General features: G+C 70.2%; 18 protein-coding genes. 7 read left to right on the plus strand and 11 right to left on the minus strand.

Annotation, left to right across the window (positions count from 1 at the left end; all coding sequences use genetic code 11):
* Positions 1-7: 7 nt before the first annotated feature.
* The 5 genes from YIM_RS38785 to YIM_RS38805 form a co-directional block, all read right to left on the minus strand.
* Positions 8-820: an ABC transporter permease subunit gene (locus YIM_RS38785; protein WP_153035108.1), complete on the minus strand. Its 813-nt coding sequence runs from the start codon at positions 818-820 to the stop codon at positions 8-10.
* Complete coding sequence (locus YIM_RS38790) at positions 817-1548, minus strand: ABC transporter ATP-binding protein (RefSeq protein WP_153035109.1); 732 nt, start codon at positions 1546-1548, stop codon at positions 817-819. Before YIM_RS38790 ends, YIM_RS38785 begins: the two co-directional genes overlap by 4 nt.
* Positions 1548-1847 carry a transcriptional regulator gene (locus YIM_RS38795; RefSeq protein WP_153035110.1) on the minus strand — a complete coding sequence of 100 codons (300 nt, stop codon included), beginning with the start codon at positions 1845-1847 and terminating at the stop codon, positions 1548-1550. Before YIM_RS38795 ends, YIM_RS38790 begins: the two co-directional genes overlap by 1 nt.
* On the minus strand, positions 1844-2467 hold the full coding sequence (locus YIM_RS38800; RefSeq protein ID WP_153035111.1) for a hypothetical protein: 624 nt from the start codon (positions 2465-2467) through the stop codon (positions 1844-1846). The genes YIM_RS38795 and YIM_RS38800 overlap by 4 nt, the downstream gene beginning before the upstream one ends.
* 80 nt (positions 2468-2547) lie before the next feature.
* Entirely contained in the window at positions 2548-3081 is a 534-nt protein-coding gene (locus YIM_RS38805; RefSeq protein WP_153035112.1) for an AAA family ATPase, read from the minus strand.
* 82 nt (positions 3082-3163) lie between these two features.
* Here YIM_RS38805 and YIM_RS38810 point away from each other — a divergent pair, with 82 nt between their 5' ends.
* The 3 genes from YIM_RS38810 to YIM_RS38820 all read left to right on the plus strand — a co-directional run bounded on the left by YIM_RS38810 (position 3164) and on the right by YIM_RS38820 (position 5644).
* Positions 3164-3973 (plus strand): class I SAM-dependent methyltransferase, encoded by an 810-nt coding sequence (locus tag YIM_RS38810; RefSeq protein WP_153035113.1) that lies wholly within the window; start codon positions 3164-3166, stop codon positions 3971-3973.
* A 236-nt stretch (positions 3974-4209) separates the two neighbouring features.
* Positions 4210-4752, plus strand: a complete 543-nt coding sequence (locus YIM_RS38815) for a C40 family peptidase (RefSeq protein WP_370468911.1) — start codon at positions 4210-4212, stop codon at positions 4750-4752.
* 112 nt (positions 4753-4864) lie between these two features.
* Entirely contained in the window at positions 4865-5644 is a 780-nt protein-coding gene (locus YIM_RS38820) for a hypothetical protein (RefSeq protein ID WP_153035115.1), read from the plus strand.
* A gap of 86 nt (positions 5645-5730) precedes the next feature.
* Here YIM_RS38820 and YIM_RS38825 read toward each other — a convergent pair whose 3' ends face one another.
* Complete coding sequence (locus YIM_RS38825) at positions 5731-6540, minus strand: Fpg/Nei family DNA glycosylase (RefSeq protein ID WP_153035116.1); 810 nt, start codon at positions 6538-6540, stop codon at positions 5731-5733.
* On the minus strand, positions 6540-7007 hold the full coding sequence (locus YIM_RS38830; protein WP_194239892.1) for a ribose-5-phosphate isomerase: 468 nt from the start codon (positions 7005-7007) through the stop codon (positions 6540-6542). The genes YIM_RS38825 and YIM_RS38830 overlap by 1 nt, the downstream gene beginning before the upstream one ends.
* Positions 7008-7066: 59 nt before the next feature.
* On the opposite strand from YIM_RS38830, the gene YIM_RS38835 reads away from it, so the two are divergent.
* Both YIM_RS38835 and YIM_RS38840 read left to right on the plus strand, forming a co-directional pair.
* Positions 7067-7831, plus strand: coding sequence for a 2-phosphosulfolactate phosphatase (locus YIM_RS38835; RefSeq protein WP_153035118.1), 765 nt, complete (start codon positions 7067-7069; stop codon positions 7829-7831).
* Entirely contained in the window at positions 7828-8568 is a 741-nt protein-coding gene (locus YIM_RS38840) for an MBL fold metallo-hydrolase (protein WP_153035119.1), read from the plus strand. The genes YIM_RS38835 and YIM_RS38840 overlap by 4 nt, the downstream gene beginning before the upstream one ends.
* A gap of 134 nt (positions 8569-8702) precedes the next feature.
* Here YIM_RS38840 and YIM_RS38845 read toward each other — a convergent pair whose 3' ends face one another.
* Entirely contained in the window at positions 8703-9989 is a 1287-nt protein-coding gene (locus tag YIM_RS38845) for an MFS transporter (protein WP_153035120.1), read from the minus strand.
* Positions 9990-10044: 55 nt separating this feature from the next.
* Positions 10045-10668, minus strand: coding sequence for a DsbA family protein (locus YIM_RS38850; protein ID WP_153035121.1), 624 nt, complete (start codon positions 10666-10668; stop codon positions 10045-10047).
* 144 nt (positions 10669-10812) lie between these two features.
* On the opposite strand from YIM_RS38850, the gene pepN reads away from it, so the two are divergent.
* A complete protein-coding gene (gene pepN, locus YIM_RS38855) occupies positions 10813-13380 on the plus strand; it encodes an aminopeptidase N (RefSeq protein WP_153037522.1) in 2568 nt (855 codons plus the stop codon).
* 58 nt (positions 13381-13438) lie between these two features.
* Here the strand turns inward: pepN and YIM_RS38860 are convergent, their stop codons facing one another.
* Positions 13439-13936: a DUF5130 family protein gene (locus YIM_RS38860; protein WP_153035122.1), complete on the minus strand. Its 498-nt coding sequence runs from the start codon at positions 13934-13936 to the stop codon at positions 13439-13441.
* Entirely contained in the window at positions 13923-14171 is a 249-nt protein-coding gene (locus YIM_RS38865) for a hypothetical protein (RefSeq protein WP_153035123.1), read from the minus strand. The genes YIM_RS38860 and YIM_RS38865 overlap by 14 nt, the downstream gene beginning before the upstream one ends.
* Positions 14172-14760: 589 nt before the next feature.
* On the opposite strand from YIM_RS38865, the gene YIM_RS48745 reads away from it, so the two are divergent.
* A complete protein-coding gene (locus tag YIM_RS48745; RefSeq protein WP_228004296.1) occupies positions 14761-15018 on the plus strand; it encodes a hypothetical protein in 258 nt (85 codons plus the stop codon).
* Positions 15019-15025 lie beyond the last annotated feature (7 nt).

The raw sequence follows: 15025 nt of genomic DNA on the forward strand, positions 1-15025 counted from the left end.
GCGCTGGCTATCCCACGTCACGACGCCGGAAGACCGCCGCGGCCACGCCGAACGACACCACCACGTACGCCGCCAGCACCAGCGCGGCGACCGGGCCGCTGGTCGTCTCCACCACGCCCGGCGCCTCCCGCACCCCGAACGCCGTCGCCAGCGAACCGGAGTTCGCCCCGAGCAGCCCGGTCCGCAGCGCACCGATCAGCGGCAGCGAGGCGAACGGCGCCGAGACCTGGTCGATCAGCACGGTCACCAGCAGGCCGACACCGATACCGGCGGCGACGCCCCGCACCAGGATGCCGATCGCGAACCCGGTCGCCGCCCACGCCGTGAGGACCAGCCAGATCGCGGCGAACACCAGCAGCACCGGACCCGGCCCCGGCAGTGCGAAGGACCGTCCCGAAGCCACCGCCACGCCCATGCCGCCGACAAAACTGGCCAGCAGCGTGGCCGCCGACAGCACCAGGCCGGCGACGAGCACCGTGACGAACTTGCCGCCAAGGAAGGACATCCGCGACGGCCGTCGCATCAGCAGCGTGCGCAGCGTGTCCCATCGATAGTCCGAAGTGGACAGTATGACACCGAGGATCAGCGCCATCGGGCCGCCGAACGCGGGCAGGCCGCCGAGGATGTAGTGATCCAGCCCGGCGGGCAGCAGCGCCCCGAGCAGCGCCTCCGAGTCCGATGAGGACAGTCCGCCGCGCATCAGGTACACCAGCAGGTAGCTGAACCCGAGTATCTGGACGAACCAGATCCCGCTGACGATGAACACCGCCGGGTGGCGGCGCAACGCGAACAGCTCGGCTCTTACCGCGACCGCGCTCATGCCGTCCTCCGCTCCGGCGACGGTGCCCAGTCGCCTTCTCCGGTCAACTCGAAGAACCGCTCCTCCAGCGAACGCCCGGCGGTCAGCTCGGCCAGCGTGCCCTCGAAGGCCATCCGCCCGGCGTGGATCACCCCGACCCGGTCGCAGACCTGCTCGACCTCGCCGAGCAGGTGGCTCGACAGCAGCACCGTGCCGCCCTCGTCCCCGATCGACCGGATCAGCTCGCGCAGCGCCGCCATGCCGGCCGGGTCCAGGCCGTTCGCCGGTTCGTCCAGCACCACCAGTTCCGGCGAGCCCAGCAGCGCCGACGCCACGCCGAGCCGCTGCTTCATGCCCAGCGAGTACCCGCGGTACCGGTCGTCCGCCCGGCCGCTCAGCCCGACCCGCTCCAGCGCTTTGTCCACTTCGGACTCGGCGAGCCCGGCGTACCGGGTCAGCAGGCGGAGGTTGTCGCGGCCGCTCAGGTGCGGGTAGAACGCCGCACCCTCGACCAGCGCGCCGATGCGGCGGAACACGGCCGGATCACCCGGGGCGTGACCGAGCACCCGCACCGTGCCCGAGCCCGGCCTGACCAGGCCGAGCAGCACGCGCATCAGCGTGGTCTTCCCGGCGCCGTTGCGGCCGAGCAGCCCGTACACCTGCCCCGCCTCCACGTGCAGGTCGATGCCGTCGAGCGCGGTCGTGCGCCCGTAGCGCTTCGCCAGCGCGCCGACCTCGATGGGTCTCATCACTCGCTCCCGTCCAGCAGCGACTTCAACGCCGCCGTGTAGTCCTCGAAGGCCAGTCGCCCGCGACGGGTGAGCGTCACGTAGGTCACCGGGGTGCGGCGCTGGTGGGTCTTGGTGATCTCGACGTACTCCGCGTCCTCGAGCTTGCGCAGGTGCGTCGACAGGTTCCCGGCGGTCATGCCCAGCAGGTCCTGCAGGCGGGGGAAGGAGATCGAGTCGCCCTCGTCGAGCGCGGCGAGCGCGACCGTCACCCGGAGCCGGGCCTGCGCGTGGATGACCGGGTCCAGTTCCACGGTCATCGGCACCTCCGGCGGCCCAGCAGCCACGACCCGCCGAACGCGATCAGCCCGCCGAACGCCACCACCGCGGACTGGTAGTCCATCCCGGCCAGCACCGCGCCGACCGCGGTCACCAGGAGCACCACCCCGGTGCCGTAGAACAGGGTGTCGCGGAACAGCGCGCCACCGGCCAGGCACAGCGCGCCTGCCAGGCCCATCGTGGTGCCCGCCCACAGCGGTCCGATGAGTTCTTCGGGCAGTCCCTTCGCCATCAGCAGCAGGTTCACCGTGACCAGCGCGGCATAGCCGAGCGTCCAGCTGAAGCCGTACATCGCACCGGCTCGCGAGGACGATCCGCGAACGCCCTTGCCCGAGCGCATGCCGACGACCGCCGAGACCACCACACCGGTGGCGATCAGCACGGTCATCACCACGCCCGGCACCCAGAGCGGGAAAAGCGGCCCAGGCCAGCCTTCACCGGCGAGATGCCAGGCGGCGAACGCCAGGAACCACAGCACGGCCCACATGCCGGGGAGGTGCTCGCCGCCCCCGTCCAGCCGCTTGGCCACCGCCGCCGACTCCCGGTCGATCAGCTCCAGCGACTCGCGCGCCGACAGCTCCGGAGGACTCTCTCCCGCCATCCTGACCACGTCCCCTCAGCTTTGCGTTTCAAAGTACTTGGACTTTGTACCGCAAAGTTGTCGGCGGGAGCAAGTAGCGACTACTCCACGCGGCCTTCCGACCAGCCTCGGGCCAGGATCTCGGCGGCCGTCTCGGCCGGGGTCTGTCGTGAGGAGTCGAGCCATAGGCCCACCTTCGGAGTGTTCCGGCGGAGTTCGTCGTCGAGCATCTCCGGGGTGTAGCCCACGTACGCGCTCTTGGCCCGGCCACGCTCGCGCTCCGCCACCACGGCCGGATCGGGCGCGAGCACCACCACGATCAACGGGCGGCTGCGCAGCAGGCCGATCACCTCCGGCAGGTACTCGCCGAGGATCACGTCCTGGAAGACGACGTCGAATCCGGCCTCGAAGTACCCGTCGGCGCAGGCGGCGGCCAGCCGGTACCGCAATCGCAGCTGCGCGATCGCCTCCGGCGTCGGCTCGGCCGACATCTCGTGGCGGCCGGTGACCACCATCTTGCGGAAGAGGTCACCCCGCAGGTGCACCGCCGACGGCAGCACCTCGGCCAGCTCCTGGGCCACAGTGGACTTCCCGGCCGCGGAGATGCCGGTGATCAGGTAAACGGCGTTGGACATGGCGGCGATGGTTCCACCCGAGCCGATCGCCCGCAGCTGAATTTGTTGCCACCGCGGGATTTCACCGACCAGAATCCCCCGCATGAGCAGAGCGGGTACATTCGCCGGGGACGCCGCGGACCACTACGCCGAATACCGGCGGGGATATCGGCCGGAGGAGATCGAATTCCTGGCCGGGGAGTTCGCTTTGGGAGAACGTTCGAAGGTACTCGACCTCGGGTGCGGCACCGGGCAATTGACCGTACCGCTGGCCGCGCACGCGGGATGCGCTATCGGCATGGACCCGTCCGCGGACATGCTCACCCACGCCCGGCGCAAAGCCAAGGAAGCCGGGATCGGCAACACCGCGTGGCTGATCGGTTACGACAGCGATATTCCCGACCTGGAAGCGCTGCTCGGCGAGGAAAGCCTGCGCCTGGTCACCATCGGCCAGGCACTGCACTGGATGGCCGCGGAAACGGTGTTCACCGCGCTGTGGCCGCTGCTCGAGCCCGGCGGCGGGATCGCGGTGATCGCCAACGGGACGCCGGTCTGGACCCAGGACGCCCCGTGGGTAGACGCATTGCGGGACACCTCGTCGAAGTGGCTCGGCCCGCTGCGCTTCCCGTCCTGCGGGACCAGCGGGGCAGAACGCGCGGAGTACGCGGAACTGCTGGTCAAGACCGGGTACACCGGGGTCGGTGAGCACCGGGCGGACTACCGCGAAGTGTTCGGCATCGACGAGTTCATCGGGTCCTTCTACTCGGCCGCGCCCCGGGACCGGTTGGCCCCGGAGCAGTGGAAGCTGTTCGACGAAGATCTTCGCCAGGCGTTGTCCGCCGCGCAACCGGACGGCCGGTTCACCGAGGAGGTTCCGGTGCGAATACTGACCGGCCGTAAACCGAAAGGGTGACCTAAAGCACCGCCTATCCTGTGATCTGCGTCACATGATTTCCAGCGGCAGAACTCTGTCTTGTTCACTTGGAGCTGGGAATTCGCCCCGATATCTGGACGTGATCTGTAGTGACCATCACCTGAACCGGGAATCCTTTCATTTCGAAATCCAGGGCACTTCGTGTTTATCGTCCCGTGATCGGCCGATTGGGCCGATGTCCCCGACACGCACGAAACACCACTGGAGGACGATTGGTGTCCACCGCATCGCTGCCGCGCCGCTCCCGGCGGCTCGGCACCGTGACCGCAGCTTTCGTCGCCGGCGCGGGAGCGCTCCTGTCCCTGCCCGGCACGGCGTCCGCCTCCCCGACCGCGGACGCCCCCGCTCCGGTCGAGGCCCCGGAACACCGCGGGGTCTCCCACACCGAAGCCGAGCAGAAGAAGCCGGCCGGGCAGAGCCTGGTCGAAATCGCCGCCGAGCAGCAGGGCAAGCCCTACAGCTACGGCGCCACCGGCCCGGACAGCTTCGACTGTTCCGGGCTGACCAAGTTCGTCCACCAGAAGCTGGGCATCGAACTGCCGCGCACCTCGCGCGACCAGCGCGCCGCGGTGGCCACCGTGGACCGCTCGGCCATGCAGCCCGGCGACCTGATCTTCTTCGCCAACTCCGGCGGTAGCGTCTACCACGTGGGCATCTTCGCCGGTGACGGGCAGATGTGGGCCGCGCCGGAGTCCGGTGACGTGGTCCGCCTGCAGAAGATCTGGACCGACTCCTACACCGTCGGCCGCGCCTGGTGAGGACGGGCCCGGCTCACTCCTCCCCCGCGTGAGCCGGGCCACCCCCTCGGGGGAACACCCGGCGGGGCGTCCTCGTTGTCCGGTTCAGAAGACCGACAACGAGGGAGTCGCCATGGGCACCGCGGTCGCGCTGATCGTTCTCGTCGTTCTGGTGGCCGGTGGCGGGTTCTACCTCGCCAGGAAGAACGCCGCGGCCAAGCAGCAGCGGCTCGAGGACGCCAAGGCGGACGCCCGCCGCCTGCTCGAACGCCTCGGCGGGCAGGTGCTCAACCTGACCGGTTCGGACACCGCTTCGCAGCAGGCGATGGCCGACGCCGCCGAGCGCTACAACGCCGCCGGTTCCCAGATGGAGCAGGCGCGGACCGAGGAACAGGCCCGGCTGGTCAAGGAAACCGCCGTGGAGGGCCTCTACTACGTGCGTGCGGCGCGGATCGCGATGGGCATGGACCCCGGTCCGGACCTGCCGCGCGACCCCGAGCGCGAGAACGCGGGCAAGGTCACCGAGTACCGCTCGGTCGACGTCGAAGGCCAGCACTACGAGGCTTCGCCCGAGGCGAGCGCGAACACCCCGCACTACTACCCCGGCGGCCGCGTGGCCGGGCGGCCGGTGCCGCAGGGCTGGTACAGCGAGCCGTGGTGGAAGCCGGCGCTGGTCGCGGGTGCCTGGGGCCTCGGCTCGATGCTGCTGTTCAGCGCGATGTTCTCCGGCATGGCCGGGATCGCCAGCGCCTCGGCGTGGGAGTCCGGTTACGACGCGGGCCAGGAGGACGCGGCGGCCGAGGCGGACGCCGGTGGCGGTGACGCGGGCGGCGACGCCGGGGGCGACTTCGGCGGCGGCGATTTCGGTGGCGGAGACTTCGGCGGCGGTGGCGATTTCGGCGGCGGCTTCTGACCACTGATGACCATTGATGACCACTGACACTGGCTACTCGAGCGAGCCCGCTACCTGATCAGGGCTCTCTCGGGTAGCCAGTCCGGTCAGGCGGGCTGGCAGGTCGGGCACCAGTAGAGCTTGCGCCCGGCCAGTTCCTGGAAGGCGACCGGCGTGCCGCAGACCAGGCACGGCTGACCGGTTCGGCGATAGACGTAGACCTCACCGCCGTGCCGGTCCTGTCGCGGTGCGCGGCCGGTGGCCTCGGGCAGGTGCTCGTCGGCGACCGTGTCGATCCGGCCGGTGCGCACGCCGTCGCGCATCAGGACCACCAGATCCGCCCACATGGCATCCCACAGCGACCGGTCCAGTGTCCTGCCCGCCAGCATCGGGGCCACACCGTGCCGGAACAGCACTTCGGCCCGGTAGACGTTGCCCACCCCGGCCAGTACCGACTGGTCCATCAGCAGCGCGGCGATCGAGGTGCGTGAACCCGAGATGCGCTGCCAGGCCAGCTCGGGCTTGGCGTCGCGGCGCAGCGGGTCCGGACCGAGCCGCGCCTTGATCGCGTCGGCCTGGTCCTCGTCGAGCAGTTCGCAGCGGGTCGGCCCGCGCAGATCGGTCCAGTGGGTGCGGCCGACCAGCCGCATCCGCACCTGCCCGACCGGTTCGGCCGCGGGCAGCTTCGCCTCGCCGAAGGTGCCGTACAACCCGAGGTGGACGTGCACGACCCCGGCCGGGCCGTAGTCGTGGAACAGGTGTTTTCCGTACGCCTCGGCGGTTTTCAGCACCTGACCGTCCACAACGGACGCCTCGGCGGCGAACCGGCCCTGCGGGCTGCTCACCTCGACCGGGGCACCGCCGTAGCGCCGCTTGTGCAGCCGCGCCAGTCGGTGCAGGGTGTGCCCCTCCGGCATCAGGGCAGCGCCGGCGGGGTTCCGGTCCGCTCGTAGTCCAGCAGCTGCCGCACCCGGCGCCCGTGCCGCTCGTCCGGCGACGGCTCGGTGGCCAGGAACGCCTCGACGATCTCGACCGCCTGCTCGGTGGTGTGCATCCGCGCGCCGACCCCGATCAGCTGGGCGTGATTGTGCTCACGGGTCAGCTTCGCGGTCTCCACGCTCCACGCCAGCCCGGCGCGCGCGCCGGGGACCTTGTTCGCGGCGATCTGCTCACCGTTGCCGGAGCCGCCGATCACGATGCCGAGGCTGCCTTCGTCGGCGACCACCCGGCGGGCGGCCTCCACGCAGAACGCGGGGTAGTCGTCGGCCGGGTCGTACTCGGCCGGTCCGACGTCGGTGACTTCGTGGCCCTGCTCGCGCAGGTGCTCGACCAGGTGGTTCTTCAGTTCGAAGCCCGCATGGTCAGCTCCAAGGTAAACACGCACGGGGCAAGAGTCTGCCATCCGGCGGCGCACGGGGCGCGCCCGCCCGGCATGCTGTGACGATGAGCATCTTCGGGCAGCCGGGGCACGACATCCGGCTCGAATGGGGCGAAGAGGGGATCACCGCTCTGGGCGCGGAATGCGCGGTGCTGGTCATCGTGGACGTGCTCTCGTTCTCCACCACCGTGGACATCGCGCTCAGCCGGGGCGCCCGTGTACTGCCGGTCCGCTGGCGCGACGAGCGCGGGATCGAGGCCGCGCGCGCCGCGGGCGCCGTCCCGGCGGGCGAGTGGGAGTGGAGCCTGCGACCGGCTTCGGTGCTGACCATTCCGGCGGGCACGCTGCTGGCACTGCCGTCACCGAACGGCGCGACGCTGTGCGCGAAGGCGGCGAACGCGGGAACCCAGGTCCTCACCGGCTGCCTGCGCAACGCGCGCGCGGTGGCCAGGATGGCGCGGGTGCTGGCGCAGGGCGGCCCGATCGGCGTGGTCCCGGCCGGGGAGCGCTGGGGCGTGGACATGGTCGCCGACCTCGGGTCCACCGGCACGCTGCGGCCGAGCGCGGAGGACCTGCTCGGCGCCGGGGCCATCGTCGACGCGCTGATCACCGCGGGCGCGCAGTGGCCGTCGGCCGAGGCGAGCCTGGCCGCGCGGGCCTACCGGGCCGCCGGTCCGGATGTCGGCGCGGTGGTCGCCAGCTCGTCGTCGGGCAAGGACCTGAGCCAAGCCGGGCACATGCGCGACGTCGATCTCGCGATCGCGGTCAACTCCTCCAAGATGGCTCCATACCTCGATGAGGGCGTCTTCGTCGACGTGACGCCGCGATGACGCCGCGCTGGGACGTGCTGGCGGACGGCGTGTACGCGCGTCGCTACCCGGACTGGGACCTGACCATCGGGCTGGTCGTCGGAGACGGCGCCTGCCTGGTGATCGACACCCGCGCCGACGCGGAGCAGGGCGCGGAACTGGCGAACGCGGTGCGCGAAGTGACCCCGCACCCGTGGACCGTGGCGCTCACGCACGACCACTTCGACCACGCCTTCGGGGTTTCCGCGTTCCTGCCCTGCGAGGTCTGGGCTCACGAGAACTGCCACCGCGAACTGGCCGCGCGTGACAAGCCGGACCTGGCCCTGCCCGACCGGCTCCTCACCGACCGGGCCGAGCTGGACATCGGCGGCCGTCGTGTCGGACTGGCCCACTTCGGGCCCGCGCACAGCGACAACGACGTGGTGGTGCACGTGCCGGACGCCTCCGTGGTCTTCGCCGGTGACCTCGTCGAATTCTCGCCGCCGGGCTCGTTCACCGCGGAATCCTTCGGCACGGACACCACGCTGAGCGGCTGGCCCGCCGCCATCGACGGTGTGCTCGCGCTCGGCGCGGAGATCATCCTGCCCGGCCACGGCCCGACGGTCGATCGGGACTTTCTGCTGGCGCAGAAGGAGATCCTCGATCGTCTGATCACTTTGGACAGTGCACTGCGCGCCGGTGAGGTCGACGCCGCGGCGGCGATCGCCGCGTCACCGGTGGCCGAGGACGTCACGCGGGCCGCGTTGCGCCTCGGCTGACGGCCGGCACCGCGGGCACCGGAGGAAACGCCGGACATCCGCGGTTTCGATCATGGCCGGAACGCCGGAACCGTTGTGCGATCAGGAAAATCGCGTTGACACCCGGACCTGGCGGTGTAGTCCGTGCGTCCGTGCTACCCCGCCAGGTCGCTGCGGTAGGTCTCCTTGAGCAGCGCCACGCACAACGCGGCGACCAGGGACACGCCGACCAGGTAGAGCGAAATGGGCCACGACGACTTCGCCGCGTCGTAGAACTCGGTGGCCAGGATCGGCGACACCGCACCGCCGATGATGCCGCCCATGCTGTAGGCCACCGACGCGCCCGAATAGCGGTACCGCGTGGCGAACAACTCCGGCAGGAACGCGCCCATCGGCCCGAAGAACAAGCCCATGATCACCATGCCCCCGCTGAGCGCCACCGCGATCAGCACCGGGTTCGCCGTGTTCATCAGCCAGTACATCGGGAACGCCCACAGCACCGAAACCGCCGCCGCGCCAAGGCAGACCCGCTTGCGCCCCAGTCGGTCCGACAGCCTGGCCGAGCCGAGCGTGGCCAGCCCGAGGCAGACCGCGGCGATCACCGTGCAGGTCAGCATCGCGCTGTAGGACAGCTTGAGCACCGTCGTGCCGTAGGACAGGTTGAAGGTCATCACGGTGTAGAACAGCGTGTGCGCCAGCACCATCGCGCCCGAGGCCAGCAGCAGCACCCAGCCCTGGCGGCGGACCACCTCGAACAGCGGCACCCTGGCGCGTTCGGCCCGGTCCATCGCCCGCTGGAAGACCGGGGTCTCGGCGATGGTCGTCCGGATGTAGTAACCGACCACCACCAGCACCGCGCTGAGCAGGAACGGGATGCGCCAGCCCCAGGCGCGGAAGTCCTCGGTGGACAGCACCGAGGTCAGCAGCAGGAAAACCCCGCCGGAAAGGAAGAACCCGACCGCCGGGCCGAGCTGCGGGAAGCTGGAGTACAGCCCGCGCTTGCCCTCCGGCGCGTATTCGACCGACAGCAGCACGGCGCCGCCCCACTCCCCGCCGAGGCCGATGCCCTGGAGGAAGCGGAACACGGTCAGCAGCACCGGCGCGAGCACACCGAGCGTGGCGTACCCGGGCACCAGGCCGACCGCGACCGTGCTCAGCCCCATCAGCAGCAGTGAGACGATCAGCATCCGCTTGCGGCCGACCCGATCGCCGAAATGTCCGAAAAGGACGGCTCCGAGCGGGCGCGCGATGAAGCCGACGCCGAAGGTGGCCAGCGAAGCGATCGTGCCCGCCGTCGCGGAGAACTTCGGGAAGAAGACGTCCCCGAAGACGAGCACGGCCGCGGTGCCGTAGATGTAGAAGTCGTAGAACTCGATGGTGGTGCCGACGAACCCGGCGATCGCCACCCGTGACCGCGAAACCGGTGTGGATACGGCTCCCATTCCCGGAAGCCTACCCACCGGAGTCAACCGGTCACGGGCTCAGTGGTCACCCGGCTCAGTCGAACTTCAGCGCGTCGGTCCCGGTGCGGGTGCGCTTCAGCTCGAAGAAGTCCGGGTAGGAGGCGAGCGCGTGGGCGCCGTCGAACACGCGCAGCGCGTCCTCACCTCGCGGGATGGAGGTCAGCACCGGGCCGAAGAAGGCGACGCCGTTGATGTGGATGGTCGGCGTGCCGACGTCCGAACCGACCGGGTCCATGCCCTCGTGGTGGCTCTTGCGCAGCGCTTCGTCGTACTGCGTCGAGTTCGCGGCCTCGGCCAGTTCCTCCGGCGCGCCGATCTCGCGCAGCGCCTCGCGGATGACCTCGTCGCCGAACCCGCGTCCCTGGTTGTGGATGCGGGTGCCGATCGCGGTGTAGTACTCGCGCAGCACCTCCTGGCCCTTGGCCTCGGCCACCGCGATCGCCACCCGGACCGGGCCCCAGCCCTGGTCGAGCATCGAGCGGTACTCCTCGGGCAGGTCGTCGCGGTTCTCGTTCAGCACCGACAGGCTCATCACCCGGAACCTCAGGTCGATGTCCCGGTGCTGCTCCACTTCCAGGATCCAGCGCGAGGTGATCCAGGCGTACGGGCAGATCGGGTCGAAGTAGAAGTCCACCTCGGCCGGTGCGGCTGCGGTCATCACGTCTCCCTGCTCGGTAGGGCACTCCTGTTCTCGGCAACAGCACGGGCACGGCTGTTGTTCCCCATCGTCAGCGAGGCAGCTCACATGATTGGATGCTTTGGTAAGCGAACCGATAACCGATATCAACGACCAGAGGTGCCTGTGCCCGCCCCGAACCTGACGCGCGACCAAGCCCAGCAGCGAGCCGGACTGCTCGAAGTCGAGTCCTACGACATCGAGCTCGACCTGACCGACGGCCGCGGCGGACCGGGCGAGAAGATCTTCGACTCGAAGACCACCGTCCGGTTCACCAGCTCCCGGCCCGGCGAGGGCTCCTGGGTCGACATCGTCGCCGAGCAGGTGCGCTCGGCCACGCTCAACGGCAACAAGCTCGCGATCGAGAACTACCGCGAAGAGGACGGCATCGCGCTGCCCGAGCTGGCCGCGTCGAACGAGCTGGTGGTCGAGGCCGACTGCCGGTACATGAACACCGGCGAGGGCCTGCACCGCTTCGTCGACCCGGTCGACGAAGGCGTCTACCTCTACACGCAGTTCGAGACCGCCGACGCCAAGCGCATGTTCGCCTGCTTCGACCAGCCGGACCTGAAGTCGGTCTACCGGCTCACCGTGGTCGCGCCGCGGGACTGGAAGGTCATCTCGAACGCGCTGGTGGAGTCCACCGAGGACACCCCCGAGGGCGCGGTCCGCACCGTGTTCGCCACCGCCGAGCGGATGTCGACCTATCTGGTCGCGCTGATCGCCGGGCCGTACGCCGAATGGCGCGACACCTACTCCGACGAGCACGGCGAGATCCCGCTGGGCATCTACTGCCGCGCCTCGCTGGCCGAGCACCTCGACGCCGAGCGGCTGTTCACCGAGACCAAGCAGGGCTTCGGCTTCTACCACGAGAAGTTCGGCACGCCGTACCCGTTCAGCAAGTACGACCAGCTGTTCGTGCCCGAGTTCAACGCGGGCGCGATGGAGAACGCCGGCGCGGTCACCTTCCTGGAGGACTACGTCTTCCGGTCGCGGGTCACCCGGTACGCCTACGAGCGCCGCGCCGAAACCCTGCTCCACGAAATGGCGCACATGTGGTTCGGCGACCTGGTCACCATGCGCTGGTGGGACGACCTGTGGCTGAACGAGTCCTTCGCCACCTTCGCCAGCGTGCTCGCGCAGGCCGAGGCCACCGAGTACACCAACGCGTGGACCAGCTTCGCCAACATCGAGAAGTCGTGGGCCTACCGGCAGGACCAGCTGCCCTCGACGCACCCGATCGCCGCGGACATCGTCGACCTGCACGCGGTCGAGGTGAACTTCGACGGCATCACCTACGCCAAGGGCGCCAGCGTGCTCAAGCAGCTGGTCGCCTACGTCGGTCAGGAGAACTTCCTCGCCGGCCTGCGGCTGTACTTCGGCAAGCACGCCTGGGGCAACGCCACCCTGGCCGACCTGCTCGCCGCCCTCGAGGAAGCGTCCGGCCGCGACCTGTCCTGGTGGAGCGCCGAATGGCTGGAGACCACCGGGCTCAACTCGCTCACGCCGCGGTTCGAGGTCGACGGCGAGGGCAGGTTCAGCTCGTTCGAGGTGGTCCAGTCGGGCGCCAAGCCGGGTGCCGGTGAGCTGCGCACGCACCGCATCGCGGTCGGCATCTACGACGAGGACGACGCGGGCCGGATCACCCGCACCAAGCGCGTGGAGCTGGACGTGACCGGCGAGCGCACCGCCGTCGCCGACCTGGTCGGCGTGGCCGCGGGCAAGCTCGTGCTGGTCAACGACGACGACCTGACCTACTGCACGATGCGGCTGGACAGCGGTTCGCTGGTCACCCTGATCGACCGGATCGCCGACATCACCGACCCGCTGCCGCGCACGCTGTGCTGGTCGGCGGCCTGGGAGATGACCCGCGAGGCCGAGCTGAAGGCCCGCGACTTCGTCACCCTGGTCTCGCGCGGGGTGCACGCGGAGAGCGAGGTCGGCGTGGTGCAGCGGCTGCTGCTCCAGGCGCAGACCGCGCTCAACTCCTACGCGGAGCCGGAGTGGGCGATTTCACAGGGCTGGCCCACCTTCACCGGCAAGCTGCTGGAGCTGGCGAAGTCGGCGCAGCCGGGTTCGGACCACCAGCTGGCCTTCGTGAACTCGCTCGCCGGTGGCGTGCTCGACGACACCGCGCTCACCGCGCTGGCGGGCTGGCTCGACGGCTCGGCCCCGCTCGACGGCCTCACCGTGGACACCGACCTGCGCTGGCGGCTGCTCCAGGCGCTGGTCGCGCACGGCAAGGCCGGTGACGCCGAGATCGACGCCGAGCTGGCGCGCGACAACACCGCCACCGGCCGCCGCCAGGCCGAGGGCTCGCGGGCGCTGCGCCCGACGCCCGAAGCCAAGGCGGACGCGTGGCAGCGCGCGGTCTTCGACGACGAGCTGCCCAACGCCGTGAGCAACGCGCTGATCGGCGGTTTCTCGCACCCCGGGCAGAAGGCCCTGCTCAGCGCCTACGTCGAGAAGTACTTCGCGCAGATCGACGAGGTGTGGCAGCGGCGCTCCAGCGAGCGGGCGCAGCCGACGGTGATGGGACTCTTCCCGTCGTGGGCGGTGGAGACCGCCACCGTGGAAGCGGCCGACGCGTGGCTCGCCGGTGAGCACCCGGCCGCCCTGCGCCGGCTGGTCTCGGAAGGCCGGGCGGGCATCGTGCGCGCGCTGGCCGCCCGCGAATTCGACCAGCAGGCCTGAGAACAAGCAGAAGGGGCGTGACCACCGCGGTGGTCACGCCCCTTCTTTCACGCTGAGTTCAGTGCTTGGGCTCGGGGCCCGCCTGGTCGGTCATCATGCGCAGGCCGCTGACCAGGCCGCCGACCAGGTCACCCTCCTTGAAGGAGGCGACCATGCTCATCACCGCGAGCTTGGCACCACGGTCGGGCAGGCGCTGGAAGGACAGCTCGCCGGTGACCACCTCGACCACGCGCTCGCCAGGCGAAACGGCGACCAGCACCGAGCGGCTCGCGGCTTCGCCGATGGAGGCGTGCAGCCGTTCGGCCGCGGCACGGCTGTCCTCACCCAGTTCGCCCAGGTAGACGCTGAAGTCCAGGCCCGTTTCGCGACTGGCCAGGGTCAGCGCCTCGTCGAGGCGGGCCAGTTGGACGGCGCTGAATGGGCCTTTCGGCGCAGCGGGCTCGTACATCTTGGCGGCCGTGACGCGCCCGGTCGGCAGCACCACGGTGCCGGTCGGCAGATCGCGCTCGTCCACGGCGGCGCTCGCGCCGCCGTGCGTCAGTTCACCAGCTCCCACGAGCCCCTCCTCGTGCCGTGACGGCGGTGGCGCCGCCTTCCTCGGCCCCGGCCGGTGCCTGGCGCCCTGTACCCTCGGGGTTCGCGCTCCACCAGATCGGCGCGTATTCCCAGGGCTGGCCGGGGCGGTACCTCGGCGCACCGGAGAATTTCGACCGCAGCGTCACCAGGCTGACCACCAGGTAGATGGCCAGCGGCGCGGCCGCGAAGACCAGAAGCGTCTCGACCAAGTTCACGCGCGCAGCGTAGCTGATGGCCCAGCGGAGCGTGCCGGGACGCCGTGGTTGGCCAACCGTTCACCGCACGTCCCCCGCTTGCCTCGTCGGCAACCGGCCAACAGGGCGAAGCGGGGTAGCCGAAAGGTTGCAACTCAACGTACGTGCGGCGGTACTCACCGCTGTTGTCTTGTTCCGGCGGTGAAATCCTCGTACTTTTTTCACCTGTACGGGCCTTGCCGCCTCGCTTCCCAGCTTAAATTGTCACGGAACGGTCCCAGGAGGACACGTCATGCACAGCGCCCCCACCCCCGCCCAGGCGACGTACGACCGTTTTTCGTCACACAACGAGATGGCCCGACTGATCCTTGACTCGGACGGGCGTGGCACGAGGGTGACGCGGGGCACACGCGTCACTGCCGGTACCCGGGTCACCCGCGGTACGCGCGTCACCCGCGGTACCCGGGTCACGGCCGGCACGCGAGTCACCGCGGGCACCAGGGTCACCTGCGGCACGCGAGTCACCCGGGGCACGCGAGTCACGCGTGGCACCCGGGTCACGGCGGGCACGAGGGTCACCCGCGGCACGCGTGTGACGGCGGGCACGAGGGTGACGGCATGCGCCGAGGCAGGCACCCGCGTCACGGCAGGCACCCGAGTCACGGCGAACGCCGAGGTCACCCCGGGCACGCGGGTCACGGCAGGCACCCACGTCACCGCGAACGCCGAGGTCACCCCGGGCACGCGCGTCACCGCCGGTACCCGTGTCACCTGTGGCACCAGGGTCACCGCGGGCACCCGAGTCACCCGGGGCACGCGCGTGACGCGTGGCACCCGGGTCACCTGCGGCACCCGCGTCACCGCCTGAGCGGCAA

It is taken from the genome of Amycolatopsis sp. YIM 10 (assembly GCF_009429145.1).
Classification (GTDB): domain Bacteria; phylum Actinomycetota; class Actinomycetes; order Mycobacteriales; family Pseudonocardiaceae; genus Amycolatopsis.